Source organism: Campylobacter sp. MIT 12-5580, from assembly GCF_005406235.1.
GTDB lineage: Bacteria > Campylobacterota > Campylobacteria > Campylobacterales > Campylobacteraceae > Campylobacter_D.
On sequence record NZ_NXLK01000012.1, the window covers coordinates 1 to 18,143 of the forward strand.

Sequence of the window (18,143 nt, forward strand, 5' to 3'; positions counted from 1 at the left end):
ATCATACACAAACTCAAGCTTTTGCAAAGCTGTATCCATACTTTCTAGTTCTTTTTCTATTAGAGCTGGATTGAGGAATTTTTCTTTTTGGAAGGTGAAACAGCATTCCTCTTTATCATAAAAATTGTAAGCTTGAATAGCTTTTTTGTCCTCCAAACCTATAGGGCAAGAACCATGCCAAAAAACATTGGTTTTAATCTTTTTTGCACTCACTCCAGCATATATGGAATTTGAATAATAAACTTTCCCTGAAGTTACACTTCTAGCACCTATAATGGAGCCACTTGCAACAAAGGCTCCTTTTAGGACTTTAACATTCTGAGAAATCCAGCAAAAATCTCCTATGTGTATGTTTTTAGCCTCATTTATACGTTTTTTACTTGTTTTATCATAGATGAAATGCCAGTCAAAATTTTCAAATTCGCATTCCCAAGAGATGAGATTATTATCCCCAATAATAAGAGCCTTATGTTCTGATAATTCAGCTCTTGAAGGTTTTCTAAAAGGATTTAAAAAATTATTATTTCCCACATAACAAAGTGAAAACCCAAAGATATTAATATCCATACAAAAATTTGTATTGGCTATAAAAAGTAAATTTTCATCACCTGATATATAAATTTTACTTTTTTGTAAAAAAGCTTTTTCACATAAAAAAATGATATTATTTTTTCCATAAAAATTGATATTTGTTTCTTGTTTGATTTCATCTAGCGGCTTATAATGATAAATAATATTATTTCTTTCATCTTTTGTTACAAAAAATTTCATTTTACACCTTTATTGTATAGAGGACAATCAATACTCAGATCAAAAAATATCAAAAAAAAAAAAAAACGAAAAATTAATATTTTTGTAAAAGTGCAGTTTTTTGGTATTTTTGTCTTTAAAGTAATTGCAAGTTTTGAAATTCATATTTGAATACTTTTCAAGCTTTTTGCTATAATGTTCTTATGAAAACTATCGAAAAAACCTATAGCACCCAGATTGAAATTAAAAAGTCCAAATTTATAGCATATCTTTGCCCTTTTTTTGAATTTAAAAATTTGCTTGAAACGCTTAAAAAAGAGCATATCAAAGCCGTTCATTTCGTTTATGCGTATCGATTTTTAAATGAATTGAGCCAGATTGTCGAGGATAAAAGTGATGATAATGAGCCAAAAGGCACTTCGGGTTTGCCAAGTTTAAATGCCTTAAGAGGAAGTGAGCTTGTGAATGTGGCGGTGATTGTTGTGCGCTATTTTGGCGGTATAAAACTTGGCACAGGTGGGCTTGTGCGTGCTTATACTCAAGCGGTAAATGAGGCTATATCTGTAGCCAAACTTGTGGAGTTTGAGTTTAAAAAAAGCAGTGTTTTAAGCCTTGAAATTAAGGATTTTGATAAAGTAAGACATTTTTTGCTTAAGAATGCCTTTGAATTTTATCCAGAATTTCAAGATGATAAGGTGCGTATAAATTTGAATTTAAGTCAAGATCAGCAAAAAAGTTTGCAATTTTTCTTGCAAAATAATACTCATTTGAACTTCAAAGATTTTATGTGGCTTGTTTAGCTAGGTTAAGTAAGGTTTGAAAAGCAAGCTTTCTTGCGTGCAAAGTGTAAGTTTTGCGAAGCATATTTTCTGCTTTTTTTTGAATGGATTGCTTTGGCTTTTTAAAGCCTTACAATGAAAAAGCTTTATTTTGCAAGTCATTTGTTTGCAATCCATTTTATTTTTGCTCGGTGCAATTCGCTTTTTAGATCAAGAAAGCATAGAAAGCAAATCAGCAGTTAAATTTTGCTTTTGCTCGTCTTGTGTTTGATTGACTGGGCTTTGAGTCTTTAAAAACTCATTTTCGCTTTGTCTAAAACGAAAGCTTTGAAGTGTTGTGTTAAAGCTATCATTAAAACTCTGATCGCTTGTGTTAAAGCCTGAAATATCAGTGCTTAGTTTTGATAAGTCGTTTTGCTCTTGCTCTGCGTCATTGTTTATGAGCTGAGAGAACAGCGAAGCTGATTCGTCTTCAACTTGCTTATCAACTTTTTTATAAGTTCCGCTTAAAACATCAAATTCCATGGAACTTATGGTTTTGTAATTTACTTGCATAGTCTTTTCTCCTTTCAAAATATGCTCTTAAAACAAGCAAAAATCGTTCCTAAAAGGAGAAAATTTAGATTTTTATAGCTTAATCTCCATGCTTAGGGTGATATTCAGCTTCAAGTTCTGAATTTTCGATGAACTCAAGCTTAGCCTTTTCACAGCGTTCATCTCGAAGCTTGCGATAAGCATTTCTTGTTTTTAGTTCTTGCTCGCTTAGAGGGCGATCTTCTAAAAATGAGATATGAAAATAAGTATCATCGCTTTTTGAATGCGAAAGATAAAAATCCATATAGTCAAAATAATCCTTCGTGCTTTCATAAAGCACAGTTTCTTCAATGTAAATTGTTGGTCCAAAGCCTTTGTGATTTTGGGTGTAGTGTCCAAAACCAGCTGCGTATTTGATTTTATAGGTATTCATCACAACTCTCCTTGCAAATACTCCTCAAACGAGCCGCGAAAATCGATCAACTCGCCGTCTTTTAAGTGCCAAATGCGATTTGCAAATGCACTGATAAGCTCTCTATCGTGGCTGATACAAAGCACCACACCTTTAAAATTAAACAAAGCCTCACCCAAAGCGATGATCGCTTCAAGATCAAGGTGGTTATCAGGCTCATCTAAAAGCAAGAAATTTGGGCGTTCAAGCATAAGTTTTGCAAGAGCTAGGCGGTGTTTTTCGCCCCCACTTAAGCTTGAGGCTAGTTTTTCTTGATCATTGCCACTAAAGAGCATTCTACCTAAACATTTGCGAATTTCATCAAGGTCTTTGAATTTCTCACTCATGAGCCATTCATAAAGTTTCAAATTTTCACAAATAACACTACTTGTATCTTGCGTAAAATACCCAAGTTCTATGGTTGCGCCTAGATGAATATCCCCACTATCAGCTTTTAGTTTTGAAGCGATGATTTTAGCTAGAGTGCTTTTGCCTACGCCATTTGTGCCTATAAGAGCGATTTTATCATTTTTTTCTATCTTGAGATTTAAATCCTTAAAAAGAGGTTTATCATAGCTTTTTGAGATATTTTTTAACTCTAAAACTTCATTACCTATCTCTCTTTGAGGGCGAAAAAGTATGCTTGGATCGCGACGCGTTGAGATTTGAATTTCTTCAAGCTCAAGCTTTGCTAAGGCTTTTGCTCTACTTGTGGCTTGTTTTGCCTTGCTTGCATTTGCTGAAAAGCGTCTTATGAAGCTTTCAAGCTCTTCTTTTTGAGCTAGGGCTTTGTCTCTTTTAAGCTCAGCTTGTTTAGCCAAAAGTGTAGAAGCCATATACCAATCATCATAATTTCCAGCAAAATCCCTAATCTGCTTAAAATCCACATCTAAAATCCGCGTACAAATTCGGTTTAAAAAATGCCTATCATGGCTGATAACCACAAGTGTGCCCTCATGCTTTAAAAGTTCATTTTCAAGCCAAGCTATGGTTTCAAAGTCAAGGTTGTTTGTTGGCTCATCTAAAAATAGCACATCAGCACCTAAAAACAGCACTTGAGCTAGCAAGACTTTAAATTTATCCGCATTTTGAAGGCTTGACATAGGAGCATTAAAATCCTTGATCTTTAAAGCACTTAAAATCTTTTCACAACGCGTTTCGCAGTCATAATTTGGATCTTCTTCGGCTGTGATGATCTCAAGCTCGCTTAAACGCTCATTAATCGCATCTGTAAATTCTTCACTCATATAAAGCTTTTCTTTTTCTTTCAAAGCCTTAAAAAGCCTATCATTTGCACACATTACCGCGTCTTTTATGCTGTAGTTTTCAAAGGCAAATTGATCTTGCTTTAAAACACCCACGCGAAGCCCAGCATCAAACTCAATCTCGCCGCTACTAGCTTCAAGCTCTTTTGAGAGAATTTTTAAAAAAGTAGATTTTCCAGCCCCATTTGCTCCTATAAGTCCATATCTTTCGCCTTTTTTAAGCGTGAGATTGACATTTTCAAATAAAAGCTGATTGGCAAAACGCATACTTAAATTTCTAATCTCAACCATAAAAATTCCTGAATTTAAAAATAAAATGAGATTGTATCATAATATCTTAAAGAAAGAAAAAAGCTCGAATTTAACTTTTTACTTTTATTGTTTTTTGTTGTGGATTGTGTTTGTAAAAAATATCAAGTTAAATTTGATAATAGTTTAAATTTGTGATCTTGATGCAAATTTGATAGATTTTTAGTAAGCAAAATTGCATCAAAATTGAGATAATAAAGCAAAAATTAATCCTTTTGTTTTATGCCATACTCCACATTTCTTCTCTGTCTATCTCGCCAGCACCTTTATAATACACAAATTTGCCGTCCTTCTTACCATCTTTGTAAGACTGCTCGCTTAAAGGAAGTCCTTCTTTGTTGTATTGTTTGTAAATACCATCAAGCTGTTCTTTCTCGCCAAAAGAACCTTCTTCGATAAGTTGTAGAGTTTCTGCGTTATATTGTTTAAATGGTCCAAATTTCTTTCCGTCTTTATAATTCATCTGTAAAATCAAATCCCCTCTATCGTTGTATGTTTTATACGCACCATTTTCTTTTCCATTTTTAAACATAACTTCTTCTTTGATTTGCCCATTTGAATAATACACTCTTGAAAGTCCTTCTTTTTTACCATTGTTAAATGTTTCTGTTTGGATAAGCTGTCCGTCCCTATTGTATTCTTTGCGTTCGCCGTGAATGCGTCCTTCGTCATTGTAAGGAGTTTGTGTTTTTAAGGCTCCGTCTGAGTAGGTTGTTTCTTTGATAGAAGTTGAATCGCACGCTACAAATGCCATAAGAGCAAGGCTGATAAAAGCGAGCTTAAATTGGGTTTTCATCATTTTTCCTTTATAGTAAAATTATAAAAGAAATCATAGCAATATAAAACTTTAAAAAATCTTAAAAAACATAATATATATACTTTTTTATAAAATAAATAATAAATATTATGTTGTTAGGAATTAAGATTTTATTGATTAAGCTTTTAAAAAATCAAAATTTGAGTTAAAGATGACAAAACGAGATATAGCAGGATTTTTAGGTGTAGATGTGCAGACTTTAAGGAACTGGAAAAAAACCCGCCCAAATCTTTACCGCGTGATTATGCAAGGCTTGGCCATAGATGAGGCTATAACACTAAGTAAAGAAAACTATGAAAAATTAAAAGAATTTTCACACAAAAGCGAGCAAATTATCAAAGAAAAATGATAATATTTAAGCTGCATTGAGTAAAATAAAAATATTTTGAATTTATTTTTTTGTGCCTTGCTTAAATTTCATTGAATTTGTGTGAGCTTTTTGCAAACTCATTTGTATTTTAGTTTAAAATGGCTATAATTTCGCATTATTTTCTTATATCAAAGGTTTTTGTTTGTCTTCACTTTTATTTTTAAACTCCTTAGCGATGTTGAGTTTTGTTTTTGAGCTTTTTGCTTTGTTTTTGAGTTTTTATTTTAAAAATTCGCGTATTTTTTTTATTACTCTTGCTTTGCTTTGTATGCGATTTGTGTATGTGTATGCAAGCTTGTATCAAGCGCATTTGTTTGTTTGTTTGTTTGTGCCTTTTGTGTTTGTGCTTTTTGCACTTTTGCCAGCTTCAAATCTTGTGCTTGAAAAAAGAAATTTAAGTAAAATCGCCATCTTGATTTTTGTGTTGATTTTGGGTTTTTTCCTAAGCAAAAATACCAATTTTAATGCAGCTTTAAGCACAAAGCTTTTTGAAAATCTTGATTTTGTTAGCGATATAGCTTTTGTATTTTTTCTTGTTTTGTTTGTGTTTTTTTTGATATGGTGTGTTTTAAAGGCTCAAATTTATCTAAGCGTTGCTTTTGTGCTAAGTTTTGTGCAGTTTTTATTTGGACTTGATGCTTATCCTTTTTTTGAGTTTGCTTCGCTTTTTTTTGTGCTGTATATGTTTTATCATAGTTATAAAATAATGTATTTTGATCTTGTTACAAAGCTACCCAATCAAAAAAGCCTCAAACGCTATCTCATAGGGCTTGAAAATTATCAAATTTTCATACTTCATTTTAATGAGCTTGAAGTTATGCAAGAAAAATATGCCTTGATTTTACTCAAAGCTATAGCAAAGTTATTAAGAAAGAATTTCAAAAATTATAAAATTTTTAGCATTGATAAGGATTTTGTTTTTGTGGTAAATGATGAGCTTGAGCTAAAGCAAATCGAGCTTTTTTTCTCACAAGTAAGCTTTAAACTTGAAAATGAAAAGGTGATTTTAAGCTTTGCACTTATAGAGTTTGAGTTCAAAAACTTCATTTGAAGAGCTTTTAAGAGATAAAAGAGCTTTAAGCCCTAAATTTAGAGCTTAAAGTTTGAAAAACTTATTTGGCGTTTGCTTCTACTTCTATGTTAAGTTCAACTTCATCGCCTAAAGCCACAGTTGATGAGCTTGGAGCAAATTTAAAATCTGATCTTTTAATCACGCCATTAAGTGAAAAGCCAAATTTTTCTTTGCCTTGAGCTTGAGCAACGCCACCTATATCAGTGTTTAAAGTGATATCTTTTGAAACGCCAGCTATAGTGAGTGTGCCTGTCATTTTTTTGCTATTTTTGTCAAATTTTTTCATCACAAAAGTGATTTCAGGGTGAGTTTTTGCTTTGAAAAAATCATCTTGTTGTAAATGATCGTCTCTTGATTTGTTGTCAGTATCTACTGAAGCAACTTTGATTTTTGCTTGAAGTTTTTTAAACTCGCCACTTTGAGCATCATAATCAACAAGCCCATCATAATCAGTGAAATTTCCACGCACATTTGAAATTTGCAAGTGTTTGATCTTAAAGCCCACATTAGTGTGTGTTTTATCAAGCGTGTATTCTTTGGCAACTAGTGCTGAACTAAGCAGTGAAGCTGCAACGAGTGAAGAAAGAAGTAATTTTTTCATTGTCAATCCTTTTTGATAAATTTTGTATTGAAATTCTAAGCGATGAAAAATAATGATAAGTAAATGTTTGTTTTGCTGTCAAAAAACTCTTATTTTTGCTTTAATCTGCCTTTTAAAAACTCTGCAAAGTCTGAAAATTTAGGCAAGTTGAGTGTAACTTTTTGCCTTTGAGGCTTGCCCCACATACACTCTGGAAAAAACTCATCTTCTTTAAAGCGAGCCATAATATGAAAATGCACGCGTGGGACATAGTTTGCAAATGAAGCGATATTGATTTTTTCTGGTTTATAAAAATCCCTTAAAGCCCTTTCACACTCCAAAATCAAAGTAAAAAGCTCATTTTGTATAGCCAAAGGACAATCACTTAGCTCCTTAAAAGGCTCTTTGGTAAAGATTTTTAGCCAAGGAATTTGTGAAAGCTCTTGTTCTATATAGAAATTTTCGTTTTCAAAAATCATTTTTCAGCCTTTCTTTGATAAATTCAAGCTAAAGTGTAGCAAATTTTCGTTATAATACAGGCAAAATTTCATCAAAAAAGAGCAAGGTATGCAAATTCAGTATTCGAATTTTTCATCAAGCATTTCTTATGATACGTCCAAAAATAAGACAGAAGAAAAGAATACTTTGAGCTTAAACAGCCAAAACTCCACAGAAGAAAAAGATGAAACAAAACAAAATACCACTACTCAAGAAAAAAAAGACAATCCAAATGAACTCACCCAAGATGAACGAAGGGTAGTCAGTCAGCTTCAAATCACAGATACCAAAGTAAGAGCTCATGAAATGGCTCATGTAGCTGCTGGTGGCGGACTTACGGGCGGGGCAAGTTATACTTACACTAGAGGTCCTGATAATAAAATGTATGCTATAGCTGGAGAAGTGCCTATCTCTATGTCAGAGGGTAACACTCCAGAAGAAACCATAGCCAATGCAAGGCAAATTCAAGCCGCAGCTATGGCGCCAAGTGATCCAAGCCCACAAGATTATGCTGTGGCGGCAAATGCGATGAAAATGGAAATTAATGCAAGAGCTGAACTTAACAAGCAAAAAGCTGAGGAAAACAAAGCAGAACAAGAACTTAAAGAAAAAAAACAAGCCCAACAAGAGCAAAAAACACAAGATGAAGAGAGGGAAAGTGATTCTTTAAATGCTAAGTTTGAACCTAATCAAGAGCCTTTAAATGAGAGCTTAAATGCAAATTTAAACACAAATTCCCAAGAAAATAAAGCTAATTTTTCAAATCAAACAACAAATTTCAATCAAAACAAAAATGCTTTAGCTACAAATTCTTATCCAAATAACGAGGCTGATTTAAAGTTAGATAATGATAACAAAACAAATTTAAACCAGCATACAAATTTAGTAGCCCTAGCGTATCAAGAGCAAAATAAAGCTCAAACTCAAAGTAGTTTTAGCTTTGTAGCGTAAGTTTTGGGCAAGGTTTTTGCTCTATACTATAACAAAAAGGAAAAAAATGAAAAATCTTATCATATTTTCACACACCCATTTTGAAAACTCAAGGGTAAATAAAGCTTTACTTAAAGCCGCACAAGATAAAGCTGAAGTAAGGAATTTAGAAGCACTTTATGAAAAGGGCAAGAAAGAATTTGACATTAAACTTGAGCAAGATTTTCTTGTGAAAGCCGAGCATATCATCTTTCAATTTCCGCTTTTTTGGCTGAATTGTCCGCCACTGCTTAAAAGTTATATGGATACGATCTTTTTACCTGATTTGCTTGAAAGTAGGGCTTTGGTAGGCAAAAACTTTTCTTTGGCTATCAGCACAGGAAGCCCTAAGCAAAACTATCAAAAAGATGGAGCAAATGGCTATACTATAGAAGAAATCACTTATAATTTCAGAGCAATGTGCCTTTACATAGGCTTTAATTTCAAAAGCATTTTTCATAGTGATGGTAGCCTTGCTATGAGTGATGAAAGATTGAATGATTTTTGTAAAGCATATCAAAATTTTTTGGATTAAAACATGATAGAACTTAAAAAACCAGCAGAAATTGACAAACTAAGAGCTGCAAACAAAATCGTCGCTCAAACCCTAGACTACCTTGAAAAAGAAATTCAAGTCGGTATGAGCTTAAAAGACATCAGCGATATGGCAGAAAAATTCATACTCTCAAAGGGAGCAAAGCCAAGTTTTAAAGGGCTTTATGGCTTTGAAGGAGCCATTTGCACTTCTTTAAATCAAGTCTGCATTCACGGCACGCCAGATGATACTAAGATCAAAGAAGGCGATATACTCGGGCTTGATGTAGGCACTTTTAAAGACGGCTTTTATGGCGATGCGGCTAGAACCATAGGCATAGGCAAAATTTCTGCTCAAGATGAAGCTTTAATTTCTTGTGCAAAGGACGCGCTGTATTATGCCATAGACATTATCAAAGAAGGTATGCGTTTTAAGGAGCTTTCAGCGGCTATAGAAAGCTTCATTCACAAAAGAGGTTTTGTGCCTTTGCTAGGATACTGCGGACATGGCATAGGCTCAAAACCACACGGCGAGCCTGAAATTCCAAACTACACCCAAAAGGGCGAAAATATCAAAAGTGGAGCAAAAATCAAAAATTCAATGGTATTTTGCATAGAACCAATGATCTGCCAAAAAGACGGCACCCCAACGCACCTTAAAGGCAAATGGGACGCAGCGAGTAAAGATGGCTTAAATACAGCTCATTACGAGCATTGTTTGGCTGTGATAAATGGCAGGGCTGAGATACTTTCTCAAGCTTGATTTAATGGGTTTTAGAAGCTTGTTTGCTGTGCTTGCAAGATAAAGCAATCCGCAAAAATATATTTAAAGAATTTTAAACTTTAGTCTTTTTAAAAGTATGCTTTTCACTCACGATAAAAAGTGAAGGAGAAATTATCGTGAGTGTTAGCTTTTTAATTAAAATTAAAAATCATATCTTCCTTCAAGAAAGAAAGTTCTTCCTTGTCCTACTAAGTAGCCATATCCAGCGATTGTATCGGTTTCATCTGCATTATAGTAATCATAGTAAAAAGTATCAAAGACATTTCTCACACCAGCACTAAGACTGACTTGTCCTACTTTTGTGCTTACGCCTATATCGCTTAAGCTATAGGCTTTTAAGCTTTCATTTTGCCCGACTACTTTTTGCTTGCCAAAAAAGGCATTTTGTATCCATACACTCGTATCTTGCACTACTTCTACACTTGCTCCTAAAGTGGCTTTATAAGTATATACATTTGGGATTTTTGAGCCACCTTTGATTTTCGCATCAACATAGCTAAAGCTTTCATTAAGGCTTAATATCCCCAAAAACTGCTCGCTTGCGACTTCAAAGCCATAACGTTTTGTTTTATCGTAGTTGCCATACTCTACGCCTGTTGGTGAGTGAGCGTTTCCTATGGTGTAAAATTCATTGCGAGTTTGGGTATAAAATACCGAGCCGCTGTAGGTGATCGTATCAAAGAAAAAGTCTTTTAAGCCAAGCTCAAAAGTATCGTAAGTTTCTTTTTTAAGATCGGTTGGGGTGTAATATCCACTAGAGCCACCCACTCTTCGTATCATGGAATTTGGAGATGGAGAGAAATATCCTCTTTCGTATTTTGCATAAATTGTGCCTGTGTCTGAGTATTTGTAACTTGGGGTAAGTTCAAAAGCGAAATTATGGAGATTATCTGTAAGAGAGCCATTTACTGAGTAAATTGTTCTTGGTATAGGTGCAGTACCCATCGATAAAAGCATATTATTATGATAGTTTGCGTCTATATCATAATGAGCAAATTCGTAACGCCCCCCCCCAGTCAGTGAAAATTCATCTGTAAAATCGTATTTTTCTATCATATATAAAGCATTTGTCCATTTGTTGCCCTCAAAAGGAATGTTCATAGCGTGATCATATCCTGTAAATGTCATAGATGGCATAGGTGGTCTTGTAATCGTAGTAGAACCACTCCAAAATATGTGTTGATTCATCGTTCTTTTTGACATTTGGTATAAGGACTCAAAGCCAGCTAAAAACTTACCTGTGCCGTGATCGTATTGTAAATTTGTGTTAAAGCCTATCTTTTGATCATCAAAAAAAGAGCCACTTTGATCAGCACTTGTTACGCCTGGAAGTGGCATACCATTATATACATAATCATTTAGCCTTGTTACTGAGTCTTTATAATCTATCCTATTATAATGATAAAAAACCTTAGCATCAAATTTCAACTCCTCGCTGTATTCATTTTCATAGCCTAAACTTGTCGTAAAGCGAGTTTGCTCGTTGTGAAGTCTGCCATTGCCTTGTCTTTGCCTATCATCTTTGCTAGGATTAGTATTATCTAAAAAAGAATTATTTGGGCTTGTGTGAATGCTACCTTTGAAAAAATCCGCATCAAAGATAATGCTTTCGCCCGGATTAATATCATACAATACACCAAAATTTCCTTGTCCGCCACTTGTTTTATCATAAGAGCGAGGACCTCTTTTGTTAATCAAAGCTGCACCAACATTGATATGTGCATCGCCAAATTTATCCCCATATCTTACATCGGCATTGTAATTATTGCCAAAAGTAGCACTATTGTGCGAGAAATTAAGTCCAGCACTTAAAAAAGGATCATCAAAACGTCTTCTTGTGATGATATTCACCACACCGCCCCTTGTGCCATTGCCATAACGCACCGCTCCACCACCAGGTAGAAGCTCAATCTCTTCAATAGAGCTTGGCGAAAGCGTGTTTAAAGGCGTTACCCCATGTGAAGAATCAAGCATATTTGCATACACGCCATTAATCAGCACTTGAACGCTAGTATTTGCCTTGTTGCCTTGCCCTCTTAAATCCAAATTTGAACCCAAACCAGTATTTGAGAGATTAACAAAAGGCATATATCGAAAAGCACTTTCAGTATCTCTATATCCTTTATCTAAGAGGCTATTTTTGTCTATAGTATAGACATTGCGGTTCAGCTCATCAAGCTTTGAAATCATACTTGATCCAGAAATCACGCTCGCATCAAGCCTATGCAGCGGTTCATCAGCCAAAGCAACACCAGAGCAAGCTATAACGCAAGCAAATGAAAACAAATGTTTTTTCATCTTAAGTCCTTTCTTTATAAAATAAAAATTTGAGTATAGTATAAAAAGGATTAAATTTAAATTAAATAAATATCTATTATCATTTATAATATTTTGTAGATAATACCCTTGTTTTAAATTTATATGTTATAAGTTTTGTAAAGAAAGTTGAAGTGAAGCACATAAAACTAGAGGTTCAGAAAAAGAATTAAAATCGAATGAGTAAGTTATAAAGACTCAATAAAAGTTAGTTGCTTATTGTTTGTGTTGCATATTCTGTCTTATTTTTTAGATTCAAAATGAAATAAAACCATTTTTAGATTTTATTTCATTTTTTACATTATTTTTGTATAGGATCGCAATATAATGCTGTTTCTATGCTGATATTCCAAGTATCAGTTGGACGATGAATTTTAAAAGTATAGCCTAGATCCCAAGACTCTATCATAGGTTTTATATCAAAAAAGTCTTGCGAGCTATGATAAATGCTAATGAGCATGGCTGGTTTTTGCTCACAAATTGTCTTTTTAGCTCCTTTTAAAAACTCTTGTTCAAAGCCTTCTATATCAACTTTTATGAAACCTACTTCAAGCTTGTGCTGGGCGACATATTCATCTAAGGTGATGATTTGGACTTCTTCGACATTATTTTGATCTTTAAATACCACGCTTGCACCGCTTCCAAAGCCTGTACCAATGGTATTTATCTCATTTTTTGAACCTAAACCTTTATTGATAGGAATTATCCTTTTACTTGAATTAAGCTTTAGTGTTTGCTTTAAGAGTTCGAAATTTTTACTCGAGGCTTCAAAGGTATGAATTTGTTTGTTGCAAAATTCGTTTTCAAAGATAATGGCACTATCACCTATAAAACCACCAACATCGATAAAATCTTTTTCTTTCATCATCTTGAGAGTATTTGGGTGCAAAATATCAAGCGAGTGCTTATACAAAAATACACCAGCTTCAAACCAATGGATCGGTAAAAAATACCCATTATAACAAAACACATTGGGAGTAAGCTCAAAAATATAAGGTTTAAACTCATGTTCGATTTTGTTGAGTTCTTTTATTTCAGCTTCTTCAAGTGTGATATAGCCTTGTCCTGAGTTAAGATAGTTTTTCTTTAATCTTACCAAGAGCTTGCATACATTTTCTTTACTTTGCTGATCTAAATTCGTAAGTAATTTTTGAACTTTTTCAACTATATCGCTTTCTTCGCACAAGGCTTTTCCTTTGCTTAAATCCATCCAAAAATTACCGGGTAGATGTCTTTGTTTAGAATGGGTGAGAAGATTAAGTTTTTGTGAATTTTCTTGGACTAAATTAAGAATTTGTAAATTTAAAGTCGATTGAGAAAGCGTATTTTCATCGATAAGCTCAGCTATACTATGTGTTCTATGATAAGTAAAATTTAAAAACTTATATACATAACGAACAAATTCAATGCCCCCCCCCCCTAGCATAAGGCACTCTTAGGCGTGTAAAAAGTGGGATACCACAAATTTGGGTTATTCTTTTGTTAAGCGAGTGTTTATAGCAAATAAATTTCATTTTTATCCCTTTAATCTTTTATAAGTGTTTTTAACTTGCATTGAGCTGCATTAAAAAAGGATGGAGAGAGAGGTATAAAGTTTTTTGATATATCTTCATGATAAAAGCTTTTCAAGTTGAGCTAAATTTTGCTTTAAAGCACTTTTGTTTTGTTCTAAACTAAGGTGTAGATGGATGAAAAAAGGATTTATCCTTGTTTTGATTAGGCAGGCTTTACCTTGTATGAATTTAAGCTCAGTGCTAAATTTCTTTGGGATTTTTGCAGAATAAAACTCGTCTTGACTTAGCATTTTATCATTTTGCAAAAGGTTTTGACTTATAAGCAAGACGCCTATAAAAAAGCGGTTTCTTTCATCTTTAAAGAGCACATCATAAAGTTTGAAATTCTTAAACTCAAAGGCATTTGCGGATTTAAATTCACTTGGTTTAAAGTTAAAAAGGCTTTTAAATTCCTTTTCTTTTATGCCTTCATTTGAAAATTTTCCTTCTTCTTCTTTTAAAAACTCCTCAAGTATGAGTTTTTCAAGCTCTATTTTTTCATCGATAAGCTTTTTTTGAGCAAAGGCTTTACTGATAAAAAGCCGATAAACTCCATAGCCAAATAAAGCCCCACCAGCAAAAGCAAGCACAAAGTCTTGTGAAACTTTGATTAAGACCATAAAGATGATAAAGCCTTGAAAAAAGGCAAAAAAACGCAATAAATTTAATCTTAATACATAAGCTTTTCGCCTTTTATCGATAGGATTATTTGGCTCATCAAAAAGCATTAGTTTTTACTCTTTTCCATTCTTTTTCTTTGGGTTGGATCAAGATAACGTTTGCGAACGCGTATGTTTTGTGGGGTAACTTCTACAAGCTCGTCCTCTTCTATCCACTCAAGCGCTCTTTCAAGGCTGAGTTTTCTTGGTGGCACAAGTTTTATGGCATCATCACTTCCGCTGGCTCTTACATTGGTTAGGTTTTTGCCTTTGATAGGATTGACATCAAGATCATTTGGACGTGAATGCTCGCCTATGATCATGCCTACATATACCTTAGTTTGAGGCTCTATGAAAAGCACGCCTCTATCTTGGAGATTAAAAAGAGAATACCCTAATGCCACTCCATTTTCCATAGAGATCAAAGCCCCATTATTGCGTTTTTCAACCGCTCCTGAGAAGGGACGAAATTCTAAAAAGCTATGATTCATCACGCCCTCGCCCTTAGTATCGGTTAAAAACTGGCTTCTAAAGCCTATGAGTCCCCTTGCTGGGATTTCAAACTCAAGTCTGGTTTGTCCGTCGCCTGTTGGACTCATGGTTTTCATCTCTGCTTTTCTTTTGCCAAGCTTTTCTATACATACTCCGCTAAACTCATCAGGCACATCGATGACTAAGTGTTCAAAAGGTTCAGTTCTTACTCCATTTTCATTTTTTACTATAACTTCAGGACGTCCCATGCAAAACTCAAAGCCCTCTCTACGCATATTTTCAGCCAAAATGGTGATTTGTAGCTCGCCTCTTCCGCTTACCTTAAATTTACCCTCACCACTGCTTTCATAACGCATGGCTATATTAGTTTTCATCTCAGCTTCTAGGCGTTCTGCGATTTTATTTGAAGTTACACTTTTGCCTTCTGTGCCAGCAAGAGGTCCATCATTGACGCTAAAAACTATGCTTAGGGTTGGCTCTTCTATGTGAAGTGGATCAAGGGGTTGAGGATTGTTTGGATCAACGACACTATCACCAACATCAAGGGCTTCAAAGCCAGCAATGGCTACTATATCGCCACTTGAGGCTTCTTCTATATCCATTTTTTCTAAGCCCATAAAGCCTATGAGCTTGCTAATGCGTCCTTGCACCTTAGTTCCATCAGCTTTTGCAAGCATTACACTTTCATTTTTACGCACCTTGCCATTAAAAATTCTTGCTATGCCTATTTTGCCTACAAAATTATCATAACCTAGGGTAAAAACTTGAAGTTGTAAAGGGTTATTTGCATTACCACTTGGGGCTGGCACTCTTTGTAAGATAGTTTCAAAAAGAGGAGTCATGTCCTTGCTAACATCGTTCATATCAAGCTTAGCATAGCCATTTTTTGCCGCTGCATAGACTATAGCAAAGTCAAGTTGCTCATCATTTGCCTCTAAGGCTACAAAAAGATCAAAAATTTCATTAATCACGCGTTCAGGATCAGCTGCAGGCTTGTCTATCTTGTTAATCACAACTATGGGCTTAAGTCCAAGTTGTAGGGCTTTTTTAACCACAAATTTAGTTTGAGGCATTACGCCTTCTTGGGCATCAACAAGCAAAAGCACCCCATCAATCATCTTTAAAACACGTTCAACCTCGCCTCCAAAATCAGCATGTCCTGGAGTATCGATGATATTGATCTTTGTGCCTTTATAATTAATGGCTGTATTTTTTGAAAGTATGGTAATGCCTCTTTCTTTTTCTATATCATTACTATCCATCACTCTTTCAGCGATTTGCTCTCTTTCACTAAAGGTGCCACTTTGTTTTAAAAGCTCATCAACCATAGTTGTTTTACCATGATCAACGTGGGCTATAACGGCTATATTTCTTATATTTTCCAAGTTTTTCTCCACAAATTTTTTAAAAGGCTGATTATAGCTAAACTTTGCTTAAAATATATAATATCTAATTTTATAAATTTATTTTTGCTTTAAAATCAGCCTTAAGCTTTGAATTTACAATATTTTAAAGCTTAAAACTAAAAATGCTCCACGGCATTTTTAGCGATTTCTTTTATATCTTCTCCTTTTAGCTCGCTTATACGACCATTTTGTGCAAGTAAAATACGATCAGCTATATCAAAATACTTATCATCATGGCTGATAGCGATGATAGTTTTGCCCTCTTTTTGAAGCAAGGGCAGAAGTTTTTGATAAAAAAAGCGTCTAAAAAGTGGATCTTGATCGGCTGCAAATTCATCAAGGATTAAAATATCTCTTGCCTCAAGCAAGGCTATAAGCATGGCTAGGCGTTTTCTTTGCCCGGTAGAAAGTTTAGTAAGCTTGATCTGCCCTTGCTCTACTTTTGTCTTGTCTTTAAGCTCAAGCACCTCAAGCCAATGTTCTATGTCCTTGGCATTTGCTAACTCATCATCTTTTATCGTTTGGGTAAAAAGATGAAAATCGCTAAAAATAGCTGTGATTAAACGTCTATATTCAGTGATATTTTCATCATCAATTTGCTTTTCATCAAGATAAATCGCTCCGCTTTTTGGCTTAACAAGTCCAGCTAAAAGGAGGGAAAAGGTGGATTTGCCACTACCATTTTTGCCGATTAAAAAGATAAGCTCGCCTTTGTGAATTTCAAGATTTGTAGGCTTTAGGGAAAATTTTTCATCATAGGAAAAAGCCACATTTTTAAACTCTATCTTTTGCCAAGAGCTTGAGTTAGGCAGGGTTTTAAAGTCTTGTTTATATTCGCTTAGATCAAGTTTTTGAATTTTTTCAAGAGCGACTTTTGCCATTAAAAGTGTAGGAAAAGCCCCTATCATCGCCATTAAAGGCGTGCGTAAAAAAAGTATGGCTATAGCTATAGTCGTAGCATTTTCAAGGCTAGTCCAAGCAAAATGCAAGGAACAATAAAACTCAAAGCCCACAAGTGCAAGTAAGCCCACACTTGTAAAATTGCTCGACAAGCTTTGCATAGCAGAACTTAGGGTGTTGTTGCGGCGTTTATCCTCGGCGTTGATATCAAATTCGCTTTCATAGTAAAGCTTTGCCCTGAAAGTATTTAGCGTGAGTTCTTTGCGTCCATCGATGATATTTTGGTAATTATTTTGCAAGGCATCATCATTATCCCTTGCTTTACGAAAATAATGATAAGTTTTTCGCATAAAAAAATGGTTGATAAAAAATACTACAAAAATCCACACAAAGCAGAGCAAAAAAATCTTTGCTGAAAGTGAAAAAAGATAAAAACTGCTCGCAATAATTAAAATGCTTGATTGGATAAAGTCTGGAAAACGAAGCAAGCCAAAAGAAATAGTGCGAACATCGTTTCCTAAAGAGGCTAAAAGCTTTGCTTTGCCGATTTGATCGATTTTTAGCACTGAAGTATCGATGATTTGTTTGACGACTTTTTTTTGTGTTGTATAAATGAACTTTTGTCCAAAGTGGGCAAGACTGAGCTCCACAAAAACAGAACTTGCAAAAAAGATCAGCAAAAGTAAAGCAAAATAAATGATAAAGATAAAATTTCCAGCTTGCTTAAGCAAATATTCGTTGATAAAAGCTAAAATACCAACACCAAGCAAACTCGTAGCGATAGAGATACACAAGAACGCAAAAACTTTAAATTTATGTTCTTTTAAGATACTAGTAATGAGTTGCAAAAACTTATCCTTGAATTTAAAATGATAAAAAATTTAAAATAAAATGCCATTTTACAAAAATAAAGCTAAATTTAAACTAGTTTTGAGGAAAAAAGTAAAATTTTATATTCGTTTTACAAGGATAGAATTGTTTGTAAAGACTTAAAAAGTATTTTATATCAGGAACTTAGAAACTTTAAAGAAATTTATAAAAAGCAAAGACTTAAAAATAAGCCCTCAAAGATGATTTTTATTTTTTTGTTGTCGCCTGTTAAATT

At 34.2% G+C, this 18,143-nt stretch carries 17 protein-coding genes and 1 pseudogene; 6 read left to right on the plus strand and 12 right to left on the minus strand.

Features of this window, described 5'->3' with window-relative positions; genetic code table 11:
• Positions 1 to 771, minus strand: a pseudogene (locus tag CQA38_RS08735) (hypothetical protein); the annotation flags it as partial.
• 182 nt (positions 772 to 953) lie between these two features.
• On the opposite strand from CQA38_RS08735, the gene CQA38_RS08740 reads away from it, so the two are divergent.
• Positions 954 to 1,550 (plus strand): YigZ family protein, encoded by a 597-nt coding sequence (locus CQA38_RS08740; protein WP_137633624.1) that lies wholly within the window; start codon positions 954 to 956, stop codon positions 1,548 to 1,550.
• Between the two features lie 189 nt (positions 1,551 to 1,739).
• Here CQA38_RS08740 and CQA38_RS08745 read toward each other — a convergent pair whose 3' ends face one another.
• From CQA38_RS08745 to CQA38_RS08760, 4 genes are all read right to left on the minus strand, one after another.
• Positions 1,740 to 2,084, minus strand: a complete 345-nt coding sequence (locus CQA38_RS08745) for a hypothetical protein (RefSeq protein ID WP_137633625.1) — start codon at positions 2,082 to 2,084, stop codon at positions 1,740 to 1,742.
• Between the two features lie 79 nt (positions 2,085 to 2,163).
• Entirely contained in the window at positions 2,164 to 2,496 is a 333-nt protein-coding gene (locus CQA38_RS08750) for a hypothetical protein (RefSeq protein ID WP_137633626.1), read from the minus strand.
• A complete protein-coding gene (locus CQA38_RS08755) occupies positions 2,496 to 4,070 on the minus strand; it encodes an ABC-F family ATP-binding cassette domain-containing protein (RefSeq protein ID WP_137633627.1) in 1,575 nt (524 codons plus the stop codon). Before CQA38_RS08755 ends, CQA38_RS08750 begins: the two co-directional genes overlap by 1 nt.
• 238 nt (positions 4,071 to 4,308) lie before the next feature.
• Positions 4,309 to 4,884 (minus strand): toxin-antitoxin system YwqK family antitoxin, encoded by a 576-nt coding sequence (locus tag CQA38_RS08760; RefSeq protein WP_170999502.1) that lies wholly within the window; start codon positions 4,882 to 4,884, stop codon positions 4,309 to 4,311.
• A gap of 172 nt (positions 4,885 to 5,056) precedes the next feature.
• On the opposite strand from CQA38_RS08760, the gene CQA38_RS08765 reads away from it, so the two are divergent.
• Both CQA38_RS08765 and CQA38_RS08770 read left to right on the plus strand, forming a co-directional pair.
• Positions 5,057 to 5,254, plus strand: coding sequence for a hypothetical protein (locus tag CQA38_RS08765; RefSeq protein ID WP_137633629.1), 198 nt, complete (start codon positions 5,057 to 5,059; stop codon positions 5,252 to 5,254).
• A 163-nt stretch (positions 5,255 to 5,417) separates the two neighbouring features.
• Complete coding sequence (locus CQA38_RS08770) at positions 5,418 to 6,326, plus strand: hypothetical protein (protein WP_170999503.1); 909 nt, start codon at positions 5,418 to 5,420, stop codon at positions 6,324 to 6,326.
• Positions 6,327 to 6,387: 61 nt separating this feature from the next.
• Here the strand turns inward: CQA38_RS08770 and CQA38_RS08775 are convergent, their stop codons facing one another.
• Both CQA38_RS08775 and CQA38_RS08780 read right to left on the minus strand, forming a co-directional pair.
• Entirely contained in the window at positions 6,388 to 6,948 is a 561-nt protein-coding gene (locus tag CQA38_RS08775; RefSeq protein ID WP_137633631.1) for a YceI family protein, read from the minus strand.
• Between the two features lie 89 nt (positions 6,949 to 7,037).
• Entirely contained in the window at positions 7,038 to 7,406 is a 369-nt protein-coding gene (locus CQA38_RS08780) for an HIT family protein (protein ID WP_137633632.1), read from the minus strand.
• 88 nt (positions 7,407 to 7,494) lie between these two features.
• Here CQA38_RS08780 and CQA38_RS08785 point away from each other — a divergent pair, with 88 nt between their 5' ends.
• The 3 genes from CQA38_RS08785 to map are packed head-to-tail and all read left to right on the plus strand — an operon-like array spanning position 7,495 to position 9,691.
• The gene (locus CQA38_RS08785) at positions 7,495 to 8,376 is read left to right on the plus strand and encodes a putative metalloprotease CJM1_0395 family protein (RefSeq protein WP_137633633.1); all 882 of its coding nucleotides are present in this window, start codon (positions 7,495 to 7,497) and stop codon (positions 8,374 to 8,376) included.
• Between the two features lie 46 nt (positions 8,377 to 8,422).
• On the plus strand, positions 8,423 to 8,929 hold the full coding sequence (locus CQA38_RS08790) for an NAD(P)H-dependent oxidoreductase (RefSeq protein WP_137633634.1): 507 nt from the start codon (positions 8,423 to 8,425) through the stop codon (positions 8,927 to 8,929).
• Positions 8,930 to 8,932: 3 nt separating this feature from the next.
• The gene (gene map, locus CQA38_RS08795) at positions 8,933 to 9,691 is read left to right on the plus strand and encodes a type I methionyl aminopeptidase (protein WP_137633635.1); all 759 of its coding nucleotides are present in this window, start codon (positions 8,933 to 8,935) and stop codon (positions 9,689 to 9,691) included.
• Between the two features lie 162 nt (positions 9,692 to 9,853).
• Here map and CQA38_RS08800 read toward each other — a convergent pair whose 3' ends face one another.
• The 5 genes from CQA38_RS08800 to CQA38_RS08820 all read right to left on the minus strand — a co-directional run bounded on the left by CQA38_RS08800 (position 9,854) and on the right by CQA38_RS08820 (position 17,886).
• Positions 9,854 to 12,010, minus strand: a complete 2,157-nt coding sequence (locus tag CQA38_RS08800) for a TonB-dependent receptor (RefSeq protein ID WP_137633636.1) — start codon at positions 12,008 to 12,010, stop codon at positions 9,854 to 9,856.
• 319 nt (positions 12,011 to 12,329) lie between these two features.
• Entirely contained in the window at positions 12,330 to 13,454 is a 1,125-nt protein-coding gene (locus CQA38_RS08805; RefSeq protein WP_249355260.1) for an FkbM family methyltransferase, read from the minus strand.
• A 183-nt stretch (positions 13,455 to 13,637) separates the two neighbouring features.
• A complete protein-coding gene (locus tag CQA38_RS08810) occupies positions 13,638 to 14,309 on the minus strand; it encodes a hypothetical protein (RefSeq protein ID WP_137633637.1) in 672 nt (223 codons plus the stop codon).
• Positions 14,309 to 16,117, minus strand: a complete 1,809-nt coding sequence (gene typA, locus CQA38_RS08815) for a translational GTPase TypA (RefSeq protein ID WP_137633659.1) — start codon at positions 16,115 to 16,117, stop codon at positions 14,309 to 14,311. Before typA ends, CQA38_RS08810 begins: the two co-directional genes overlap by 1 nt.
• A 137-nt stretch (positions 16,118 to 16,254) precedes the next feature.
• Positions 16,255 to 17,886: a multidrug ABC transporter permease/ATP-binding protein gene (locus CQA38_RS08820; RefSeq protein WP_137633638.1), complete on the minus strand. Its 1,632-nt coding sequence runs from the start codon at positions 17,884 to 17,886 to the stop codon at positions 16,255 to 16,257.
• Positions 17,887 to 18,143: the final 257 nt, after the last annotated feature.

Bases quoted from the DNA above. Each gene is read 5' to 3' on its own strand.
- CQA38_RS08755 (WP_137633627.1), bottom strand. From the start codon at position 4,070: ATGGTTGAGATTAGAAATTTAAGTATGCGTTTTGCCAATCAGCTTTTA.
- CQA38_RS08775 (WP_137633631.1), bottom strand. From the start codon at position 6,948: ATGAAAAAATTACTTCTTTCTTCACTCGTTGCAGCTTCACTGCTTAGT.
- CQA38_RS08740 (WP_137633624.1), top strand. From the start codon at position 954: ATGAAAACTATCGAAAAAACCTATAGCACCCAGATTGAAATTAAAAAG.
- CQA38_RS08810 (WP_137633637.1), bottom strand. From the start codon at position 14,309: ATGCTTTTTGATGAGCCAAATAATCCTATCGATAAAAGGCGAAAAGCT.
- CQA38_RS08760 (WP_170999502.1), bottom strand. From the start codon at position 4,884: ATGAAAACCCAATTTAAGCTCGCTTTTATCAGCCTTGCTCTTATGGCA.
- map (WP_137633635.1), top strand. From the start codon at position 8,933: ATGATAGAACTTAAAAAACCAGCAGAAATTGACAAACTAAGAGCTGCA.
- CQA38_RS08785 (WP_137633633.1), top strand. From the start codon at position 7,495: ATGCAAATTCAGTATTCGAATTTTTCATCAAGCATTTCTTATGATACG.
- CQA38_RS08765 (WP_137633629.1), top strand. From the start codon at position 5,057: ATGACAAAACGAGATATAGCAGGATTTTTAGGTGTAGATGTGCAGACT.
- CQA38_RS08790 (WP_137633634.1), top strand. From the start codon at position 8,423: ATGAAAAATCTTATCATATTTTCACACACCCATTTTGAAAACTCAAGG.
- CQA38_RS08750 (WP_137633626.1), bottom strand. From the start codon at position 2,496: ATGAATACCTATAAAATCAAATACGCAGCTGGTTTTGGACACTACACC.
- CQA38_RS08780 (WP_137633632.1), bottom strand. From the start codon at position 7,406: ATGATTTTTGAAAACGAAAATTTCTATATAGAACAAGAGCTTTCACAA.
- CQA38_RS08805 (WP_249355260.1), bottom strand. From the start codon at position 13,454: ATGCTAGGGGGGGGGGGCATTGAATTTGTTCGTTATGTATATAAGTTT.
- CQA38_RS08745 (WP_137633625.1), bottom strand. From the start codon at position 2,084: ATGCAAGTAAATTACAAAACCATAAGTTCCATGGAATTTGATGTTTTA.
- CQA38_RS08800 (WP_137633636.1), bottom strand. From the start codon at position 12,010: ATGAAAAAACATTTGTTTTCATTTGCTTGCGTTATAGCTTGCTCTGGT.